Annotated in this window: 21 protein-coding genes and 1 tRNA gene; 5 read left to right on the top strand and 17 right to left on the bottom strand. The window is 35.4% G+C overall.

What is annotated here, in order from left to right:
* Positions 1-275 precede the first annotated feature (275 nt).
* Positions 276-881 (top strand): YdcF family protein, encoded by a 606-nt coding sequence (locus AC6EI2_RS05095; RefSeq protein ID WP_498463309.1) that lies wholly within the window; start codon positions 276-278, stop codon positions 879-881.
* 512 nt (positions 882-1,393) lie between these two features.
* Here the strand turns inward: AC6EI2_RS05095 and AC6EI2_RS05090 are convergent.
* Positions 1,394-1,467 (bottom strand) — tRNA-Arg (locus AC6EI2_RS05090).
* A gap of 253 nt (positions 1,468-1,720) precedes the next feature.
* Here AC6EI2_RS05090 and AC6EI2_RS05085 point away from each other — a divergent pair.
* Complete coding sequence (locus AC6EI2_RS05085) at positions 1,721-2,521, top strand: hypothetical protein (RefSeq protein WP_498463308.1); 801 nt, start codon at positions 1,721-1,723, stop codon at positions 2,519-2,521.
* Between the two features lie 12 nt (positions 2,522-2,533).
* Here AC6EI2_RS05085 and AC6EI2_RS05080 read toward each other — a convergent pair whose 3' ends face one another.
* Together AC6EI2_RS05080 and rsmI are read right to left on the bottom strand one after the other, a co-directional pair.
* Positions 2,534-2,770 (bottom strand): hypothetical protein, encoded by a 237-nt coding sequence (locus tag AC6EI2_RS05080; protein WP_498463307.1) that lies wholly within the window; start codon positions 2,768-2,770, stop codon positions 2,534-2,536.
* Between the two features lie 53 nt (positions 2,771-2,823).
* On the bottom strand, positions 2,824-3,711 hold the full coding sequence (gene rsmI / locus AC6EI2_RS05075) for a 16S rRNA (cytidine(1402)-2'-O)-methyltransferase (protein ID WP_498463306.1): 888 nt from the start codon (positions 3,709-3,711) through the stop codon (positions 2,824-2,826).
* A 1-nt stretch (position 3,712) separates the two neighbouring features.
* Between rsmI and AC6EI2_RS05070 the strand changes: the two genes are divergently transcribed.
* Entirely contained in the window at positions 3,713-4,603 is an 891-nt protein-coding gene (locus tag AC6EI2_RS05070; RefSeq protein WP_498463305.1) for a 3'(2'),5'-bisphosphate nucleotidase CysQ family protein, read from the top strand.
* A 29-nt stretch (positions 4,604-4,632) separates the two neighbouring features.
* Here the strand turns inward: AC6EI2_RS05070 and AC6EI2_RS05065 are convergent, their stop codons facing one another.
* The 12 genes from AC6EI2_RS05065 to sppA form a co-directional block, all read right to left on the bottom strand.
* Positions 4,633-6,801 (bottom strand): polyribonucleotide nucleotidyltransferase, encoded by a 2,169-nt coding sequence (locus tag AC6EI2_RS05065; RefSeq protein ID WP_498463304.1) that lies wholly within the window; start codon positions 6,799-6,801, stop codon positions 4,633-4,635.
* A 183-nt stretch (positions 6,802-6,984) separates the two neighbouring features.
* Positions 6,985-7,287 carry a 30S ribosomal protein S14 gene (gene rpsN / locus AC6EI2_RS05060; RefSeq protein ID WP_269606477.1) on the bottom strand — a complete coding sequence of 101 codons (303 nt, stop codon included), beginning with the start codon at positions 7,285-7,287 and terminating at the stop codon, positions 6,985-6,987.
* A gap of 124 nt (positions 7,288-7,411) precedes the next feature.
* On the bottom strand, positions 7,412-8,494 hold the full coding sequence (gene rseP / locus AC6EI2_RS05055; protein ID WP_498463303.1) for an RIP metalloprotease RseP: 1,083 nt from the start codon (positions 8,492-8,494) through the stop codon (positions 7,412-7,414).
* Between the two features lie 19 nt (positions 8,495-8,513).
* Positions 8,514-9,794 (bottom strand): serine--tRNA ligase, encoded by a 1,281-nt coding sequence (gene serS / locus AC6EI2_RS05050; RefSeq protein WP_498463302.1) that lies wholly within the window; start codon positions 9,792-9,794, stop codon positions 8,514-8,516.
* 121 nt (positions 9,795-9,915) lie between these two features.
* Positions 9,916-11,394 (bottom strand): Ycf46 family AAA ATPase, encoded by a 1,479-nt coding sequence (locus AC6EI2_RS05045; RefSeq protein ID WP_498463301.1) that lies wholly within the window; start codon positions 11,392-11,394, stop codon positions 9,916-9,918.
* 56 nt (positions 11,395-11,450) lie between these two features.
* A complete protein-coding gene (yidC, locus tag AC6EI2_RS05040; protein WP_498463300.1) occupies positions 11,451-12,599 on the bottom strand; it encodes a membrane protein insertase YidC in 1,149 nt (382 codons plus the stop codon).
* Positions 12,600-12,683: 84 nt separating this feature from the next.
* Positions 12,684-13,094, bottom strand: a complete 411-nt coding sequence (locus AC6EI2_RS05035; protein ID WP_498463299.1) for a PH domain-containing protein — start codon at positions 13,092-13,094, stop codon at positions 12,684-12,686.
* Positions 13,091-13,477: a ribonuclease P protein component gene (rnpA, locus tag AC6EI2_RS05030; RefSeq protein WP_498463298.1), complete on the bottom strand. Its 387-nt coding sequence runs from the start codon at positions 13,475-13,477 to the stop codon at positions 13,091-13,093. The genes AC6EI2_RS05035 and rnpA overlap by 4 nt, the downstream gene beginning before the upstream one ends.
* 46 nt (positions 13,478-13,523) lie before the next feature.
* Positions 13,524-13,661 carry a 50S ribosomal protein L34 gene (gene rpmH / locus AC6EI2_RS05025; RefSeq protein WP_413678338.1) on the bottom strand — a complete coding sequence of 46 codons (138 nt, stop codon included), beginning with the start codon at positions 13,659-13,661 and terminating at the stop codon, positions 13,524-13,526.
* Between the two features lie 49 nt (positions 13,662-13,710).
* A complete protein-coding gene (locus AC6EI2_RS05020; RefSeq protein ID WP_498463297.1) occupies positions 13,711-14,286 on the bottom strand; it encodes a DUF2808 domain-containing protein in 576 nt (191 codons plus the stop codon).
* Between the two features lie 100 nt (positions 14,287-14,386).
* On the bottom strand, positions 14,387-14,761 hold the full coding sequence (aroH, locus tag AC6EI2_RS05015; protein WP_498463296.1) for a chorismate mutase: 375 nt from the start codon (positions 14,759-14,761) through the stop codon (positions 14,387-14,389).
* Between the two features lie 3 nt (positions 14,762-14,764).
* On the bottom strand, positions 14,765-15,574 hold the full coding sequence (gene sppA, locus AC6EI2_RS05010; protein WP_498463295.1) for a signal peptide peptidase SppA: 810 nt from the start codon (positions 15,572-15,574) through the stop codon (positions 14,765-14,767).
* 53 nt (positions 15,575-15,627) lie between these two features.
* Between sppA and AC6EI2_RS05005 the strand changes: the two genes are divergently transcribed.
* Together AC6EI2_RS05005 and AC6EI2_RS05000 are read left to right on the top strand one after the other, a co-directional pair.
* On the top strand, positions 15,628-16,578 hold the full coding sequence (locus AC6EI2_RS05005) for a DMT family transporter (protein WP_498463461.1): 951 nt from the start codon (positions 15,628-15,630) through the stop codon (positions 16,576-16,578).
* 5 nt (positions 16,579-16,583) lie between these two features.
* Positions 16,584-17,678 carry a glycosyltransferase gene (locus AC6EI2_RS05000; RefSeq protein WP_498463294.1) on the top strand — a complete coding sequence of 365 codons (1,095 nt, stop codon included), beginning with the start codon at positions 16,584-16,586 and terminating at the stop codon, positions 17,676-17,678.
* Between the two features lie 169 nt (positions 17,679-17,847).
* On the opposite strand, the gene AC6EI2_RS04995 is transcribed toward AC6EI2_RS05000, so the two are convergent.
* Both AC6EI2_RS04995 and fldA read right to left on the bottom strand, forming a co-directional pair.
* Positions 17,848-18,093, bottom strand: coding sequence for a CopG family transcriptional regulator (locus AC6EI2_RS04995; RefSeq protein WP_498463293.1), 246 nt, complete (start codon positions 18,091-18,093; stop codon positions 17,848-17,850).
* Between the two features lie 180 nt (positions 18,094-18,273).
* On the bottom strand, positions 18,274-18,789 hold the full coding sequence (gene fldA, locus AC6EI2_RS04990) for a flavodoxin FldA (protein WP_498463292.1): 516 nt from the start codon (positions 18,787-18,789) through the stop codon (positions 18,274-18,276).
* Positions 18,790-19,212: the final 423 nt, after the last annotated feature.

Raw genomic sequence — 19,212 nt, 5'->3', positions numbered from 1 at the left:
TTATAGGAAAGCTCTGATTGAGCTTCTTTATTAAATTTTTTATATTGTCTTAAATAAAGTTATAAAAGATCCAATTTATTTGAATGAATTGCTAATTATTTTTAAACTACTTATAACTGCTTTTCGTTAAAACGTACCTCCTAAGCAAGCTATTACCGCTATTCATACTCCCTTTGGGATTTAGCATATTTTATCTACTTCTCAATTTCAAGGAACCAGCGAAGAAGCATATTTTTTTTGTAATCTTATTTCTTTGGACATTCAGTATTGGTTTTGTGGCAGATTTACTATGGAAATTAGTTGAATATCCATGGCAAAGAATAGATGAAAATGATGCACCAACTGCTGATGCGATTATCGTTTTAAGCGGTGGAGGAAGACCTAAGGCTCCTGGGAAAACCAATGTTTTTGAATGGGGAGACCCTGATAGATACTTTGCTGGGATAAGCCTATTTCAAAAGAAAAAAGCTCCAAGATTATTTTTTACAGGCGGAACGACTCCCTATGGTGCGGAATCGAAGGATGAAGGAACTTTGTATAAAGAACACGCGATAGCAATGGGAATCCCTATGGATGCAATATCGACAACTGAAAAAATATTAAATACCGCACAAGAAGCTATAGAAATAAGAAGAAATTTAAATCAAATAAATTCTTCATCAAAGATTCTTCTTGTTACTAGTGCTTTTCATATGAAACGAGCAAAAAAGTTATTTGAGCGGCAGGGATTTCTTGTCTTTCCTTTTCCCGTAGATTTCAAAACTTCCAAGATGTCTCGATGGCAAAGCCCTTATCAATGGATACCTAATTCTGGAAGTCTTAACAGAAGTTCGATTGCTTTAAGAGAGTTCTTAGGGAGATTTATTTATAGATCTTGGTAAAGATACAAAACAATTTCTCATAAAATAATCTTCCTTTGGGGGATAAATGGGTTCGCGGGGCTAGCCCAGGTGTTTTCATCCTTGTGTTTTAAAATGATAAAATCTTTCAATAGTTCTTGAAATAGAAAATGTTTTAATTTTAAATGAGATATAGAAAGAAAACCTTTTTGGATTTTTCTATTTTCTCTATTCGATTGCAAGGAGATGGTTTGTAATATTTAAAGATTATATTTTTGGTATTAAATAACCTCTAAGAGATGTATTAAAAGTAATGCTTCAATATATAAATAAAAAAGAATGGAATTAATATGATATTTTTAGAGTTGAAGAGTGAAAACTTTGAATAAATTTAAAATATACGATGTCAAAATAATTGCATATTCAATAAATAAAATAGTCTTTAGGTTTGAATTAAAAATTAAATTTTTTTTGTTTTTGAATGAAATATGAGTTTATAAATATTATTTTTATGAAGTTCTTTGATTGGATTTTGCTATTACGGCTTTTGCAGACGCTCCCTGCAAGATTCGAACTTGCGGCCCACTGCTTAGAAGGCAGTTGCTCTATCCAGCTGAGCTAAGGGAGCAGGAAGATTTTTAGTTATTTGTGCGAAAAACCTGTTCGCTAAAAATAACAGCAAAATCAACTTTCTAAGATTACATACTTAAGTAGACATCTACAACCAGATTTAAGCAGATCAGCAACTGATTAATTATTTTTTGTGGTTATGAGGATTTAATATGTGTTAAAGCTTATTGAATTTTTATGAAGTAATTCCAGTATGAGCTTAGGAAAAGTTCATCATTAGGTTTTATCTTAGATGTATTAAGCTAATCGATATGATTTCAAGAAGGCTAACAAAGATTCAGAAAGAAGAAATTTTAAAAGCTTATCAAGCTGGTGAGAATACTAACATACTTGCAGAAAAATATAATTGCAGCTCAAATACTATAAATAGAACCGTGAAGACGCTACTTTCAGATGTTGAATACAAATTGCTAAAGAAACAAAGATTAAAGAGCAGTAATAAAAACTTAGAGCCGGTTCATGTTGAAAGTTCTAATGGAAATCATGAAGACTTTGATAAAACAAATTCTTTTATTTCTACCCCAGAAAAAGTTGATGAGGAAGAAAAAACCATAAATATTGATCATGATTTTAAGAATTCTGATTTTGAGGAGATAGCCTTTCTACCCGTTGAGGACCTCCCTCTCTCTGAACCTAAAAATTTTGAAAAACCTGATATAAAAAAAACAGATAAGAATTCTGATAATAACTTTGAGGAAATAGTTCCTTTGATCTCTAGCTTTGATTTCGAAAAGAAACAATTAGATTTTGAGATACTCAATCAAGAAAGCCTCCCTGAGATTGTTTATATGCTCGTAGATAAAAAAGTTGAGCTAGAAATTAAAGCCATATCTGATTTGTCCGAGTGGAGTTTTTTGCCGGAGAATGAATTAAAAAGAAATGCAATTTTGTTATTTTTGAACCAACGCGCTGCTAAAAGAAGTTGTTCCAAAAACCAACGAGTAATTAAAATTCCTAATACATCTGTTTTTAAGATCTCAAAACCTTATTTAATTTCCAAGGGAATTACAAGATTAATACTCGAAGACTCGATAATAGCTTTGGATAATTAGTTCCTTTTGAACTTATTTTTTCTCATTAACTTTATTATTAACCATTGATACTGAAGTAATCCCCCCTGTGATTACTCCTATGGTGAATGAAGTTCCTATAAGGAATCCAATTGGGATAGGAACAGTTTTATTCAATAAAAAATTTAAACTATGTTTCTTACCTAGATTTTGTGATCCAAGGCATAGGAATAAAATTAGTAAAATTGATGTACCAATATTTAGAGTTAAAAGTTGAAATCTAAGAAACATATAGACAAGCTTTTGATCAGAATAAATATTTAATTAGCTTTGGTCGAAAAAGTTTATTTGTCAAGTTTCTTATGTAATTTGGAATAAAGCCATTTCTTTGTATAGCCTGTTTCTTCAGCTACTTTTCTCGCGGCTATATTAGATTTTTCACCTTGCCTGATTAATATATTGAGTTTATTCAATGCTTCCGATTCACTGATTTTAGTCTCTTGCTTATTATTGTTACCTCCCAGAACAATTGTGAATTCACCTCTTGGTCTATTTATAATGAAATATTTAAGCACTTCTTCTATAGTTTCTCCAATTGATTCTTCATGTATTTTTGTAAGTTCTCTCGCTATTCGAATAGGGCGTTCTTTTCCGCATGAAATAGATAAATCTTCTAAAAGTTTTATTAACTGATGAGGAGATTCATAGATTATTGTTGTTCTTTTTTCTTTAGCAATATCTTCTAAAAGTTTTTTTCTAATACTTTGTTTTTTCGGAAGAAATCCTTCAAAACAAAATCTTTTTGAAGGTAAGCCACTTATTACTAATGCTGTTGTTGCGGCACAGGGACCAGGGATGCAAATCACTTCGTAACTATTTTCTCGTACTGCCTTAACAAGCTCTTCTCCTGGATCATTTATTCCTGGTAAGCCCGCATCACTAATTAAAGCAATACTTCCTTTGTTTTCTAGGATCTCTAATAATTGAGATAGTCGACTTTTTAAATTGTGTTTGTGATAGCTAATTAGAGGTACTTTAGATTCTATTTTCTTCAAAAGTTGCCCACTCCTCCGAGTATCCTCGCAGGCTATGAGTGACACCTGTTTGAGAATAGACTTTGCCCTTTCAGATAAATCACCTAAGTTACCTATAGGCGTCCCTACTAAGTAAAGAGTCCCTGGGCAAGGTTCTAATCTTTCTTGTTGAGGCTGGTGATCATCAATTAAATTCATTATGTCAAATAAAAGTTATTTACCAGAAGGTGTTGAATTAGCTACTTTGTTGGATGAACTTAGAAAGGTTAGCTGGGCTGCAGCTGATGTTTTGATGGCTTATGCGCGAGGACAAGAACCTCCTTATGGCTTTCCAAAATCTTTAACTGTAGAGGAAGGTGGAGATGGTCCTGTCTCAGCAGCTGATATGGCTGTTAATGAATTATTGATCTCTGGTTTGAAGGATAATCTCTCTTATAAAGATTGGGATATTTTAAGCGAAGAAACCTCTAAGGAAAAAACTTTTCAAGGATCTCATTATAAAAAAAATTGGTGTTGGATTATTGATCCACTGGATGGGACAAAAGATTTTCTTCAAGGATCTGAAAACTATGCTGTTCATATTGCTTTGGTGCACAAAAAAAAGCCAAAAATCGGGATAGTTTTGATCCCTGAAAGAAATGAGCTTTGGATTGGTATTGTTGGAAGTGGTGCTTGGTATGAAAATCGAAATGGTAATAAATATCAAATTTCTTTTAGTGATAGGGAAAAATTATCTGAATTAATTCTCGTATCAAGTAAAAATCATCAGCAAACAAAACTTCTAAATCTAATTTCAAGTTTGTGCTTTGCTAAAACAAAAAAATTAGGGAGTGTAGGTTGCAAAGTCGCATCAATTTTGAGAGGAGATGCAGATGTTTATATCTCCCTATCTGGAAAAACCTCACCAAAAGATTGGGATATGGCCGCTCCACACGCACTTATAGAGGCGGCTGGTGGAGAATTTTCTCATGCAGATGGAACAAATTTGATTTATCAAAATCCAACCTACTCTCAGTCGGGTTGCCTAATAGCAAGCCATGGAAAGTCTCATCAAAAGATTTGTCAGAAGGCTATGGAGTTTTTCTCTTGAAAAATAGCTGAATATATTGTCTAATTTGTTTAAGTAAGAGGAGCTACTGGTGTTGGAGTTGGTTCAGGATAATTATTCATACCGCCATTTTGAGGAACCCCTCTTAAGCTCAGATTAATGCGACCACGATTATCTATTTCTCTAACTCTTACAGTTACTTGATCTCCCACTTTTACAACATCTTCAACTTTTTCTACTCTTGCCTCAGATAATTGAGAAATATGTATCATTCCTTCTTTCCCGGGAAGAATTTCTACGAATGCACCAATGGGAATAATCCGAGTAATTGAACCAGAGAATATTTCCCCTTCATGAACTTTTCTTGTCAAACCTTCAATAATTCTTTGAGCTTCCTCTGCGGCAGCTCCATCATGAGAGGCAATAGTCACTATTCCACCATCTTCAATATCGATTTTTGTGTTAGTTCTTTCTGTAATACCTTTTATTGTTCTTCCACCTGGACCTATTACAGTCCCAATTAGTTCAGGGTCAATTCTAAAACTCAAAAGCCTTGGAGCATGAGGTGAAAGATTTTCCTTTGGTGTCTCAATGGCCTCTAACATTTTTCCTAAAATATGAGTCCTTGCAGGAAGGGCTTGGTTGATCGCTTCTCCAATTGTCTCTATTGGTAAACCAGTTATCTTCATATCCATTTGTAAGGCTGTAATTCCTTTTTCTGTCCCTGCAACTTTGAAATCCATATCTCCAAGAAAGTCTTCTATTCCTTGAATATCAGTTAAGATTCTCACTTCTTTGCCTTCTTTAATTAGACCCATAGCTGCTCCACCCACTGGAGCTTTTAAAGGAACGCCTGCATCCATAAGGGCTAGGGTACTTCCGCATACTGAAGCCATTGAAGTAGAGCCATTTGAACTCAAGACTTCGCTTACTACTCTTAATACATATGGGAAAGTATCTTTTGCAGGAAGAACAGGAATTAAGGCTCTTTCGGCTAGAGCTCCATGACCAATTTCTCTCCTGCCTGGAGTTCTCATTGGTCTAGTTTCTCCAACTGAGTAAGGTGGAAAATTGTAATGGTGTATGTAGGTCTTATCAGTATTAGGGTTTAGATCGTCCATCTCTTGGGCATCGCTTGGTGTACCTAATGTTGCTGTAGAGAGAACTTGTGTTAAACCTCTTTGAAACAGGGCTGATCCATGGACTCTATTGGGTAATACTGCGGCGTCTGCTTCTATTGATCTTACTTCATTTAATTCTCTACCATCGACCCTTTTCCCTTCCTTAATTATCTGTTCTCTCATCAACTTTTTGGTTAAAGCTTTATAACTATTATCTAAGAGTTTGTTATTTGATGAAAGAGATTTTTTTACAGCATTATCATCTTTTAGCCCTTCTATTTTTGATGAAACATTGGTCTTTATTTCTTCAATCTTATTGTCTCTCTCCTCTTTTGTTTGATCAAAGTTTTTTAGAACTTCACTAATTGATTTTGTACAGTTTTTGTCTAGATAGATTGAAATTGTGTCATCAACTTCAGGTGGTTCAGGAATCTCTTGCTGGATGCCTGATTCTTTCAAAACTTCCTTTTGCGCATTGATTAATTCAGTTATGGCTTCATAGCCAAAATCAATTGCTTCAATAACATCTTGTTCTGATAGTTGATTTGCTCCTGCTTCCACCATTACTACACCATCTGGAGTCCCGGCAACTACTAGATCGAGATCACCTCTTTCAATTTCTCTATAACTTGGATTGAGGACAAAGTCATCTCCTAAGAGCCCAACGCGAACAGCAGCCATAGGTCCCTGGAAAGGAATACCTGCAATTAATGTTGCCATTGAAGCTCCAGTTACAGCTAACACATCTGCTGGAACTCTTTCATCTAAGGAAAGACATGTTGCAACTATTTGTATGTCGTCTCTCATCCAACCAGGGAAAAGAGGTCTCATTGGACGATCAATAAGTCTTGAAATTAAAGTTGCTCTTTCAGGAGGACGTCCTTCACGACGCATAAAACTTCCTGGAATCCTCCCTGCTGCGTAAAGCCTTTCTTCGTACTCGCACATTAAAGGTAGGAAATCAACTCCCTCTCGCCCTGTCGATTTTGTTGCTGTTACTAGAACGGAGGTGTCTCCACACTCAATCATTACTGAACCACCAGCCTGTGGAGCAAATCTCCCTGTAGTGAGCTTTATCTCTCTACCATCGAAGGAAACGGATTTTGTCTGACCTTGCACGTGCCTTTATAGCTTTTTGTCTTATGACATTCTTACACTTAATGGGACTAATTGAGTAAAAAACTCGATAGATTTGTTTCCTAGAGGAAACATTTACCACAATTACTGAAACTATAAAACTAAAAAAAAAGCGGGAGATATAATCTTCCCACTTCTAGGTATGAATCAATTTACTGTTAATTTTTACCAGCTTGATTTTACTACTCCTGGTAATTCCCCGTTATGAGCTCTTGATCTAAGTTGATTTCTGCATAGGCCAAAATCTCTATAAACTCCTCTTGGCTTACCCGTCGCCCAACAACGATTTCTAATTCTATTAGGTGCACAATTTCTTGGCAAAGCTTGAATCTTTCTATGGATTTCTAGTCTTTCCATGGGATCTTTTGCTGATTTGAAAGCATCAATTAGAGTTTTACGCTTTGCTGCGTATCTTTCTACAAGTTTTTTGCGCTTTACGTCACGCGCTATCATTGACTTTTTTGCCATTAATGGGCTTATTCAGCTTGTTTAGAAAACATTTTAACTCCTTGCCTGATTGTTTTTAGTAATTGGAGTAAAATTATATTCAAAATACTTTTTCAAATTAAAAATTATCTAAAATTTAATTCTATTACCTGTGCACAAACTGCTGAACTAAAGATAGCTGTGTCGTATCTCGGATTATCAAAACAACACTTAAGCCTACAAGTAAGACAAATCCAGATTGCATAAAAGCCAATTGAATTTTTTCAGGAACTGGTTTTCCGCGAATACTCTCTAGTATTAGAAGAACTAATTGTCCTCCGTCTAGAAGAGGTAAAGGTAATGAGTTAAGAACTGCAAGATTTATTGAAACCAAAGCAGAAAAAAGTACAAGACCTGAGCCACCTTGTTCAGAAAGCTGGGCACCAATTTCAACAATTTTGACTGGTCCACTTAGCTGCTGAGCAGTTGAAGAGAAATTAGTAATCAAACTTTTGTAGCCAATAACAGTTCGACTAAGTAATTCATAGAATTGTGAATTAGAGCTATTAAATATTTCACCAATATTCTTTGCTTTAGATACTTCATTTGGAAGATTTGGTTGCAATTGAGCTCCTATCCTTCCATTCCCTTCGTTTTCAGCTGGGATTATAGAAATTGTCTCGCTTTCTCCATTATTGACTCTCTCAAAAAGTAATTCTTCCCCGGATGATGTCTGAATGATATTGACTAAATCCATAATTCCTTCTTTGCCGCTGCCTAATGCTCGACCGTTTACGCTCATTATTTGGTCTCCAGCTACTAATCCTGAATTGAACGCAGGCTCATCTGGCTGAATTCCCATGATTATTACCCCTGGTTCAGGTTGATTAGGAATCCCTATTAAGCTTGCTTGACCAATTAGTACTATCCAAGCGAGTAATAAATTTGCCACTACACCCGCTGAGATAACTATTGCTCTTTGGTAAATTGGTCTGTTCTTTAATAAATCGGGGTCATTGGATTGAACTAATGAATCTGTTTCTTCATCAGGAAATGATACGAATCCCCCTAAAGGAAGCGATCTTAGTGAATAGGTAATTCCATTTATTTCCTTTTTCAAAAGAGCTGGTCCAAAACCAATTGAAAAACCACTTACTTTGATTTTTTGAAGCACTGCTGCTAAAAAATGACCAGACTCGTGAAAAAAAATCAGAAGGCCCAATACAGCTATAGATAAAAGAACGTTCATTAATTAGATTTTGATTGAGTTATTCTGGCTGTAATTTGTTCGAACCGAAGTAAGGTATTAAGGCTTTTGGTAAATTGATACTTCCATCAGGTTGCTGACCATTCTCCAAAATCGCAGCCATAGTGCGTCCTATGGCTAATCCACTTCCATTCAAAGTATGCAAAAGTACATTTTTTTTATTGTTATCTTTTGTTCGTATTGAGGAACGTCTAGCTTGAAAATCTCCACAGTTGCTGCAACTAGATATTTCTCTAAACGTATTAGCGCCAGGAAGCCAAACCTCCAAATCATAAGTTTTTTTTGCTGAGAAGCCTAAGTCTCCTGTACAAAGTTGAATTACTCGATAAGGCAGTTCGAGTTGCTGCAATATAGATTCTGCATCAGATGTGATTTGTTCTAGAGCTTCTTTAGATTTATCTGGTGAGGAAAACCAATATAGTTCGACTTTATTGAATTGGTGAAGTCTGATTAGACCTCTGGTATCTCTACCGTAGCTTCCAGCTTCTCTTCTAAAACAGGGACTATATGCTACGTATTTTAATGGAAGCATATCTTGAGGGATGATCTCACCACGATGGAGAGACGTTATTGGGACTTCAGCTGTGGGAGTTAGCCATAAATCATCATCAGCACAACGAAAACTTTCTTCTGCAAATTTTGGTAATTGCCCGGATCCAGTAAGACTAGCAGTGTTTACAAGGGCTGGTGGAAGAACTTCTAAATATCCTTTTTTAACATGTAAATCAAGCATGAAATTTATAAGTGATCTTTCAAGTTTTGCAGCTTGGTTGAAAAGGGTGACAAATCTACTTTTTGCTATTACTGAAGATCTCTCGCTATCCCAAAGGTTTAATTTACTAGCAATTTCCCAATGTTCTTTTAAATTATTTCCTGAAATAGGCCCACCCCATCTTCTGATTTCCTTGTTATCTTTTTCGTCTTTCCCTATAAGAGAATCCTTTTCTGGAAGGTTAGGTAAGCAAAGAATTCGTTCATTTAATTGAGTTGAAATCGATTTTTCTTCCTCTTCAATAATTCCAACTTGTTGTTTGATTTTATTGCCCTTAATGCGAAGATTTGAAATCTCTTCAGAATCTTGAGAAAAGCCTTGTTTTATTTTTTGTCCAACCTCTTTCCCAATTAAATTTCCCTCTGCTTGCAGTGAATTTCTTTTTTCTTCAAGTTCTTTAAGATCTTTGCATGATTTTTGAAGTTCCCCTAAATCAATATCCATTCCTCTTGATTTAAGTCCCTCTGCAATTAAATTTGGATTTTCTCTTAGTAGTCTAAGGTCTATCACTATATAAATATTAAAGTTCTTTTAGCCTAATCGTTAATTGTTCATAAAAATAATCACGAGTATTAATTTCTTCTAAATTTAAGAACTTTTTTTGATTAATTAAGTTAATAACAAGAAAAATCTAAAAAAGTTTTGGAGATGATGCTCTCGCTCTTCCGCTAGAGGCCCACTCTCTAAGAGACTCAAGTTGCTCTCTTGCTGTTCTAGAGAGAGGAACTAGTTGACTTGAGGCGAGAATTAAATCACCTTCTACAAGTTCTCTTTTCTCTGCAAATGCAAAATACATTGCCTCAATCACGGCTTGTTCTAATTCTGCACCAGAGAATCCTTCTGTTCTATCGACAGTAGCACTTAAATCAATTTTTAAATTAGGTCTTCTTTTCTGAAGATGAAGTTCAAGAATGCTATGTCTTTCATTTCTAGAGGGTAACTCAAGCATGAAAATTTCATCAAATCTTCCTTTCCTTAAGAGCTCAGCAGGTAGCTTATCTATTCCATTTGCAGTGGCTACGAGAAAAACAGAAGAAGTTTTCTCTGACATCCAAGTGAGAATATTTGCAAGCACTCTTTGACTTGTTCCTCCGTCACTTCTTCCATCACCGCCAAAAGCTTTATCAATTTCGTCAATCCATAAAATGCAAGGTGCCATAGCTTCAGCTCGCTGAATAGTCTCTCTTGTCCTTGCTTCACTGGCTCCCACTAAACCAGCAAATAATCTCCCTACATCAAGTCTTAATAAAGGCATAGACCAGCTATTCGCAATCGCTTTCGCTACGAGAGTTTTGCCTGTCCCTTGAGGACCAACGAGTAAAACCCCTTTAGGTAAAGGCAATCCAAAATCTTTTGCTTCTTCGGAGAAGGCTTGTTTCCTTTGTCTTAACCAATCTTTCAAAATTTGCAAACCACCAACATCACTTGGCGACTTATTCGTTTTGCAATATTCGAGTACTTCGCTACGAGCAATAGATTGGCGTTTCTCTTCTAGTACTTCTAGTAAATCTTCTCTACCAATTTGACCTCTCTGCGCAAGTGCTCTAGCAGCCACTTTACGGATCCTTGATTCACTCAGTCCCCCGCATGCATTTGTTAGTTCTTTAAGGACATTTTCGTCTAATTGAGAATTACTAGCTTCAGCAATATTTGATAAAAGTGTTTTAATTTCATTTTCTTTGGGTAAGGGTAGATCAAGAATAGTTAGGTCTTCTTCTAAATCATTTGAGGGGCTCCATAATCCAGAACTGATAATTATTGAATGGGGCTTTGAGCGAAGATCAATAGTTAAATTTTTTAGCATTCTAAGAATCCCTGGATCCTCACAGAAATGGTGAAAATCTTTTAACAAAAGTATGGTTGGAGAACTTCCATCCAATTTTTTAAGCCATTCAAGTACTGCCATTGGCTGCCTAGAACCAAGATTATTAGAATTAAGAACATTGCCAATTCCATCTATATAATCCCAAGTTGCAAGTCTTCGAGGAGAAAGCCTTTTAGTAGAATTCTTGATAAGAGTTTCAACCCTTTCTTCTTCATTACTCCTTATCCAAATAATGGGAGTTCTCGCTCTAATTAGAAGATCAAGTTGTTCGTCCCAATTAGACATCAGTTATGGATATGGTTCTATATAAGCTTAATTTTTATAATAAGTTGTACTTAATGCTATTTATTACTTTTTGGCTCAAAAGGTAATCTACCTGAATCAGATATAACTTCAGAGGTTACTGAGACTGCCGGTTTATCTTGTTGCTTAAGTTGATCATCTAGTATTTTTTGTAAATTGTCTGGCAATGATTCTCTGCTAAGCAGAAAAGTTTGTAAGCCTTGAAAAATATTTGCAATAACCATATAAAGCAATACACCAGCGGGCAAAGGGAAGAATAAAAACATTCCGGTAATCATTACCGGTGTAATTTTATTTGCAGTTGATTGTTGTTTGTTAACAGGCATTCCTCTACCAGAGAGTACCTGAGAGATAACGAGCGTTAATCCAAACCCTGCTACTAGAATTGCAATATCCCAGTGAATAGCACCATCTACATAAAAGCCAACATTTCCTAGGGCTTTTATAAATAAGAAACCGCTTTTAGCAGCTAAGCCAGGGATCTTTGCTTCAACAGTTGCATCACCAGGATTGAGTGCATTTACAGTCCCATCAGAGGATACTTTTACAATGTTTTCTCCTTTTGTGACTTTCCAAGAAGGAGAAAATTTTGAACCAGTTTCATATTTCTTTAGTTCGTTAACGTATGAATCCCCACTCAAAGTTTGTAAATTAATTTTAACTGAATCACCTGAACCGATTTTTGTACCACCTGGAAGAGAAGCTACCACAGGAAAATGGTTCTTTTCAGTAATGAATATTGAGTGCTTCGCTGTCTTGAAAGGCTTTGGTTCCACTGCAGCAATTTGGTCTGATGGCAGAACTTTAATGTTTACCAAATAGGGAACATCAGCAAAAGGTGAACCTCTTAGAGTTGCAAATAAAGCAAATAATATTGGCATTTGAACTAAGAGTGGCAGGCAACCTGCTAAGGGACTCCCGAATTCACCCATCAATTTTCCTAATTCTTCCTGTTGCTTTTGAGGATTGCTTGCATAGCGGCTTTTGATTTCAGCCTGTCTTTTTTGCATAACAGGTTGAGCTATCTTCATCCTTCTCGCGCTTCTGATTGAGCCTGCGCTAAGAGGGAAAAGTGCTAAGCGAATAACTATGGTTAGTGCGACAATCGCTAGTCCGTAACTTGGAACTAATCCGTAGAAAAAATCTAGGATCGGGATAAGTAGATTGTCTGAGATGTACCCGATCACGGTTTTTAAGGAAGAAAGGTTGAAGTTGTTAGGCCAGTTTGCCTTAGAGGATGTGTTCTTGTCTCACATATTTGTAAGGACTCATTAGTTTGAAAAGCCTTGAACATCTTTGTTGGATTTATTTATAGGTGATTTTTCTATTTTTTCAAGTATGTAAGATTCTGTCTCTCGAAAGTTTGGGAGTGATCTCATTTCAAGTCGAGCTCCATCTTTTAAAACTAAAACCATATCACCATAAGATCCTAACCCTCTTGGAATTGCTCTGATCTCAGCAATTTGACTATATACAACTTGAGTTTTATCCCTACCAAACCAGCCACCAGTAACAGATATTCTACGGGTTGTTATCTTGTATCTGACCCAAAAAGCTCTTACTAAAGCTCCGAAAGTGAAAGGTAGACCGATCAGCGTAATTCCAGCGATTAAATTTATTATGAGGTCTCCACTGGCAGGCCCTCCTTCGTAAAAAATGTCTTCGTTTTGACTGATTATCATTTTGTTATTCCAGCCTTGATGAGCAGTTTGTCACATTCTTTCAAAAGATTGATATTAGAATTTTTCATGCAGGAAGGTTTCAAAGAAATAAAAGCCCAAACTTCTTTTTCGTGTTCGATATTAGAAAGTCTTTGAGCCAAATGTTGGTGAAATAACCGTCGAAGCTTATTTCTTGTAACTGATTTTTTGCTTACTTTGTTGCTTATGGATATTGCACATTTTATGAGGGGCTTGATTTTGGAGTCGTTCTCTTTGAAATGTAGTTTTGTATTTGCATTTGTAACTCTTAGAACCATTGAAGAGCTATAGAACCTAGTTCCCTTCTTGTAAATAAAGTCAAAACATTTATGACCTTTAAGTCTCATGTGTTTTGGCAAAACCATAAGAAACCGCTTCTGTTACAAGTATCCTTGTTAGGTGAAGATTTATTTAGACAGTTAAACGAGCTCTTCCACGTTTTCTACGAGTTCTTAAAACTCTCCTTCCAGTGTGAGATCTCATTCTCACTCTGAATCCAGAGACTCTTTTCCTTTTTCTACTAGTTCCACCAAAGGTCCTTTTTGTCATTTTTATTTATGCTCGTATTGGATTAGATATATGTAATTAATTTATCAGTTCACTGTACGTCTATGTTCCAAGTTCCTAAATATGTTGAGATGTCGATTTCTCCAACATTTTGAGAAAACGCCTGGAATTGAAACATACCTCTTTTTCTGGGATTGAAAATTTTCATTACCACTGCGTAAGAATCTTTGTTTAACGGAATTGGTTTTTGTGGGGATATATCAATTTTAGTTTGGTTCTTATTGATTCTTATCTCTGATGGAACATTCTCTACGCAACGGGTTCTTGATGTATAAGAACCAATTTTTACTTTGCATAAACTTAGTTTTTCAGGCTTAATTTTTGCTTCAAAATAATCAGGTACTCTGAGAGTCAATTTGCTGATATCTGATTTTCTTTCTTTACCCCTAAGAAAAAAGTAATAAGTTGCTCTTTCAAGTCTTTCAGATGAGGATTGAAGGTATCTAAGTTTTTTATAACCTTCCTCTGGGTACCATTGGTACTCAAAAAAGCCTGGTGATGCTGATGATTTCGGGGCTAAGTTATAAGCTCCTGCACTAAACAAAAATGCAGAGAATCCAATAAAAAAAATTTTTTTTACGATTGGTAAAGAATGATTTTTGAACATGACTTATTTTGGTTGATAGTTATAAGGCACTTAAGTATTTTTCAAGTGCATTAAAGTAAACCCAACTGAATATAGGCTGTTGTTGGGAAAAAAACTCGCTTTAACGGTCTGGCCTTAAATTTTTTGCTTTACCGAGGTAAGGGTTTTGAGGTGTTTGCTCATTTGGTAAAGAAACGTAAGCAAGTAGACGAATACATTTGGCCAAGTCGTCTTTAACAAACATTTGTTGACAGTCTAAAAGGGCAATTTCCCCCCAACCTTCTCTTCTTCTAGCAATAGACGCGGGGAAACAAGCATCTAAATCTTTGGTTACAGAGAAAGTAACAGAAATAATTTGATCGGGGATCAAATTATTTCTGGATACTAATTCAATTAGTAATTCATCCACTGCAGACGTAATTGATTCCACAGAGTTGTGTTCAGAAGTTGTTGCACCCCTTAATGCACATAAATTAAATTTATTTTGAAAATTCATAGCTTATGGCTTGTATAGCCACAGAATTTGCCCATTCCCCTCCAACTCTAGATTTAAAGCGTTTAAAAGGTTATGAATCAATTTTCCTCCTGGCAGAAACCCTAATAATTTCTTTTTGGTTTTGCCAAAGGTAATTGGCTTTGTTTTTTCATCTAGGTTCGCAATTTTTATTGCAAGCAATTTTGCATCATTTTCATCGCCAATTTCATCCACAAGTCCAAATTTTTTGGCTTGCTCTCCAGTGAAAACTCTTCCATCTGCAAAACTCTTAACGACTTCCGTTGTTAAGTTTCTTCCTTTTGAAACTGCCAAGACAAATTGTTCATAACTACTATCAATCAGAGATTGAAGCAATTGTCTCTCTTCGTCTGATAAAGGGCGGTCAGGAGAAAGGATGTCTTTGTAAAGCCCACTTTTTACAGTTTCAAATTTAATACCAACCTTTTCTAATAGCTTAGAGAGGTTGTTCCCTCTTAAAATCACTCCAATGGAGCCTGTTATTGTTCCTGGATTGGCAACGATTTTTTCAGCACCAACTCCTATATAAACCCCTCCAGAGGCCGAGATATTGCCAAAACTAGCCACAACATGACAACCTTTTTCTCTTAGTCTCAAGAGAGCACTATGAATTTCTTGGCTATCACCAACTGTTCCTCCTGGGCTATCAATGCGAAGTAATAGGGCTGGGAACTCTCTATCTTCAATTTGCTTTAATGCTTTTAGGACATTTTTTCGAGTTTCTGCATTGATAGGACCTTCAATACATATTCGTGCCATCCTTTTTTTGGATTTGCGTCTCAAGGGCCAAATCATTCAAATTGTGCATAACTTTATTGATATTAAAAAGGAGATTGCTTTCTGACCTTATGTTTGTCATTTGGAATTGGTTTTTGATGATTTTGCCGTTCGCTCTTTGGGGGACTTCAATGGCGGCTATGGCACCATTGGTTAAGGCTGCAGGGCCTGAGATTGTTGCCTCACTAAGGCTTTTGCCCGCTGGTCTAGTGGTTTTAGCTTCCGTACCTTTCTTGAAGAGAAGTTGGAATATTTCAAAAGATGATTTGGTGTGGTTTTTAGTATTTACTTTGATTGACGCAACACTTTTTCAGATTTTTCTGGCGAAAGGTTTAATGGAAACAGGCGCGGGATTGGGTTCGGTCCTTATCGATTCCCAACCTTTGATGGTTGCTCTATTAGCAAGGATTTTGTTTGGAGATGCAATAAATCCAATTGGATGGATTGGTTTGGTTCTTGGATTGGTTGGAATAATTTGTCTTGGGGTTCCTACTGAATTGCTGGGAAATTGGTTTTTACTTGGCAAATTTGAATCAGAAAGTAATTTCTTAAGCCATGGAGAGGTTTGGATGATATGTGCAGCCACATCTATGGCTTTAGGAACAGTTCTTATTAGATATGCTTGCAAAAACAGTGATCCTGTTGCCGTAACAGGATGGCATATGGTTTTAGGAAGTATACCTCTTCTCGTTTGGCATGTTTTTGATAAAAATTGGCCATTATTTCCAGACTGGTCTGCTTTTGAATGGACTTTGATGTCTTATTCAAGTTTGTTTGGTAGCGCACTGGCTTATGGCTTGTTTTTTTGGTTTGCAAGCCGTAAAGAATTAACTAGCTTTAGTACCCTTGCATTTTTAACACCAGTTTTTGCTTTAATTACTGGTGGAATTTGGTTAGGAGAGAGACTCTTCATTCTTCAGTGGATTGGAGTGGTTTTGGTTCTAATTTCAGTATTATTTGTAAGTCAAAGGAGAAGATTCTGGGGGGATAAAACTAATAATGAACTACTAGAAGAAGGTTAAATTTAGTGAGAAATAAACAATTAAAACTTATTCTTGTAAGTACACCTATAGGTTATCTTGGCAGTGGGAAAGGAGGTGGAGTTGAACTTACTATTATTTCTTTAGTAAAAGGATTAATTTCATTAGGTCATAAAATTATTTTAATTGCACCAGAAGGTTCAAAAATACCTTTTGAAAGTGAATTGCTTGAATTAAGATTAATAGATGGAATAGATCAACCTAGTTGGCAACATCAGAAGAGAACAGACCCAGTATTAATTCCCTCTAATGGTGTTTTACCGAAGTTATGGGAAACAGCTATTGATTTAGGAAATCATTCTGATGCAGTTATAAATTTTGCCTATGATTGGCTTCCTTTATGGTTAACAAAAACTCATGAAATTAAAATCTTTCATTTAATTAGTATGGGTGCTGAATCACTTATAATGAAAGAAATTATTAGTCAAATAAGTCAACTATTTCCATATCAGTTAGCTTTTCATACAAAAAGACAATCAGAAGATTATTGTTTGAAAACTGATCCAATTATTGTTGGTAATGGTTTTGATATGGAAAATTATTCATTCAATGAAAAAAAGAATGGTCCATTAGGTTGGGCTGGAAGAATTGCACCTGAAAAAGGTTTAGAAGATGCAGTAAAAGTTGCGAAACATCTAGGTGAAAAATTATTGGTTTGGGGACTTATTGAGGACAAAGAGTATGCTTCAAAGATTGAAAATACTTTTACAAAAGAAAGTATTGAATGGAAAGGTTTTCTTCCAACAAATGAATTTCAGGACCAATTAGGTCTGTGCAGAGCTTTGATAAACACACCTAAATGGAATGAAGCTTACGGTAACGTTATTGTTGAAGCGATGGCTTGTGGAGTTCCAGTAATTGCATATGATCTTGGAGGACCTGGGGAATTGATCGAAGATGGTTTTAATGGTTTTTTGGTGGAACCCAATGATATAGATGGATTGATCAAAGCAACACAATCAATTTCAAAGATTAAAAGAAAAAATTGTAGGGACTGGTTTGAAAAAAAAGCAACTAACAAAGTCTTTGCGCAACGAGTTCAAAATTGGCTTTATAAAGGTTTAAATAAAAAATATCTCTGATGACTTTTAAGATTAATTGAAAAGTTAAAAGAAATCATTTCAGCAATTTTATATTTGATTGATTTAAGATTTTAAAGAAAGTGGTAAAAAATAATAGCTATATTTTAAAAAACCAAATTTTTTTATTTCTGCTTGGAAACTACTAAACCGCAGAGATTAAAAGAAATGATTAATTTCTATTAAGTGAATTTAATAAATCTTGCTTACTACATTTCTCAGGGATTATAACAATGCCTAAATCGTCCTGAAGCCTCTGTAAATCCATTACTGAGTCTTCAGTTATTGAACTTATTACATCCTCAAGACTTGCCCCCATATCATTTGACATCTCAAGCAACATTCTCAAAGTCTCACCTTTTAAAGAGAGATTTACGTTTAGATTAACGTTTTGATCTGAGCAATGATCTGAGTTCATAAAGAAAATATTAAGATATTACGCGGTAGTTTGGTGCGATTTATTAAATAACTTCAGAAAATGACTTTTTTAGAAATTTTTCTAGTTTATTTTTTTGGAAATCTTAATTTCACATAAAAATGGTCAAAAAAAATCTTCCTAAGTAATGACTCAGGAAGATTTAACAATTTAGTTTAAGGCTTAAAACATCTCTCCTTTTAGTTTCTCAGCCCATCCTGAAAGCCTTTCATCAGTCATGTCTGATTCACTGTCTTCATCAAGAGGTAATCCACAAAATTCTTCTCCAACTACACTTTTTGATTCGTCAAACGTGTAATCAGATTTTGCTGTGTATCCAACCATTGAGGCGCCTGCCTGTTGGAAGTACCTATGGAGCTCTTCCATTGCATCACAGTAATTTTCTGTGTAAGTAGAAGAATCACCTAAGCCGAAAATCGCAACTTTCTTACCACTTAAGTCTAGTTCCCCGATGTCTTCAAGGATTGAGTCCCAAGCAGTTCCTGACCTTTCAGAGTCAGCACCGGTATTCCATGTAGGGATTCCACAAATAACCCCATCATGTCCAGTTAATTCACTAAGGTCATCGACATCTGAAATATCCTTTGGACCTTCAGCAGAGTCAAGTAAGCCGTGCAGCCGTTCAGCTATATCTTCGGTTTTACCTGTTGTTGTAGCGAAGTAGATTCCTACAGTCATGGAGCAATTTAAAATCAAGACTACTTTAAAGCAGCTTTGCACATTTAGAGTGAATTTGGCTTTTTTTAAATTTTCTTGTCTATTTAATATTGATTTTTGATACACAAATAAGTCATTATTTACTCTTTAGGTTTTTAGGTAAATAATTTCTAATTTTGTTTGTCGTTGAAATTACGATTCTTGAATGTAGTCTTTGGAGGGGTTTTCAGGGAAAAATGTTCATAAAAAATTCTAAGAAGAAATTGATTACTATTTATTTGAGATTGATTTGAAAAAAGATTAGGAAATTAGTAAAGAAGGTTCTCGTTAAAGGTCTTAATCTGAAAACATTTGTATTGGTTAGTTGAAAGCATTCGTTCTTAAACGAAAGGTTGACTTGATTTTGTGTTTGTAAAGCCTTTAAGTTATTTGGATATTTAATTT

The sequence above is a fragment of the Prochlorococcus sp. MIT2302 genome, assembly GCF_059772385.1.
This window is presented reverse-complemented; position numbering and strand designations above follow the sequence as displayed.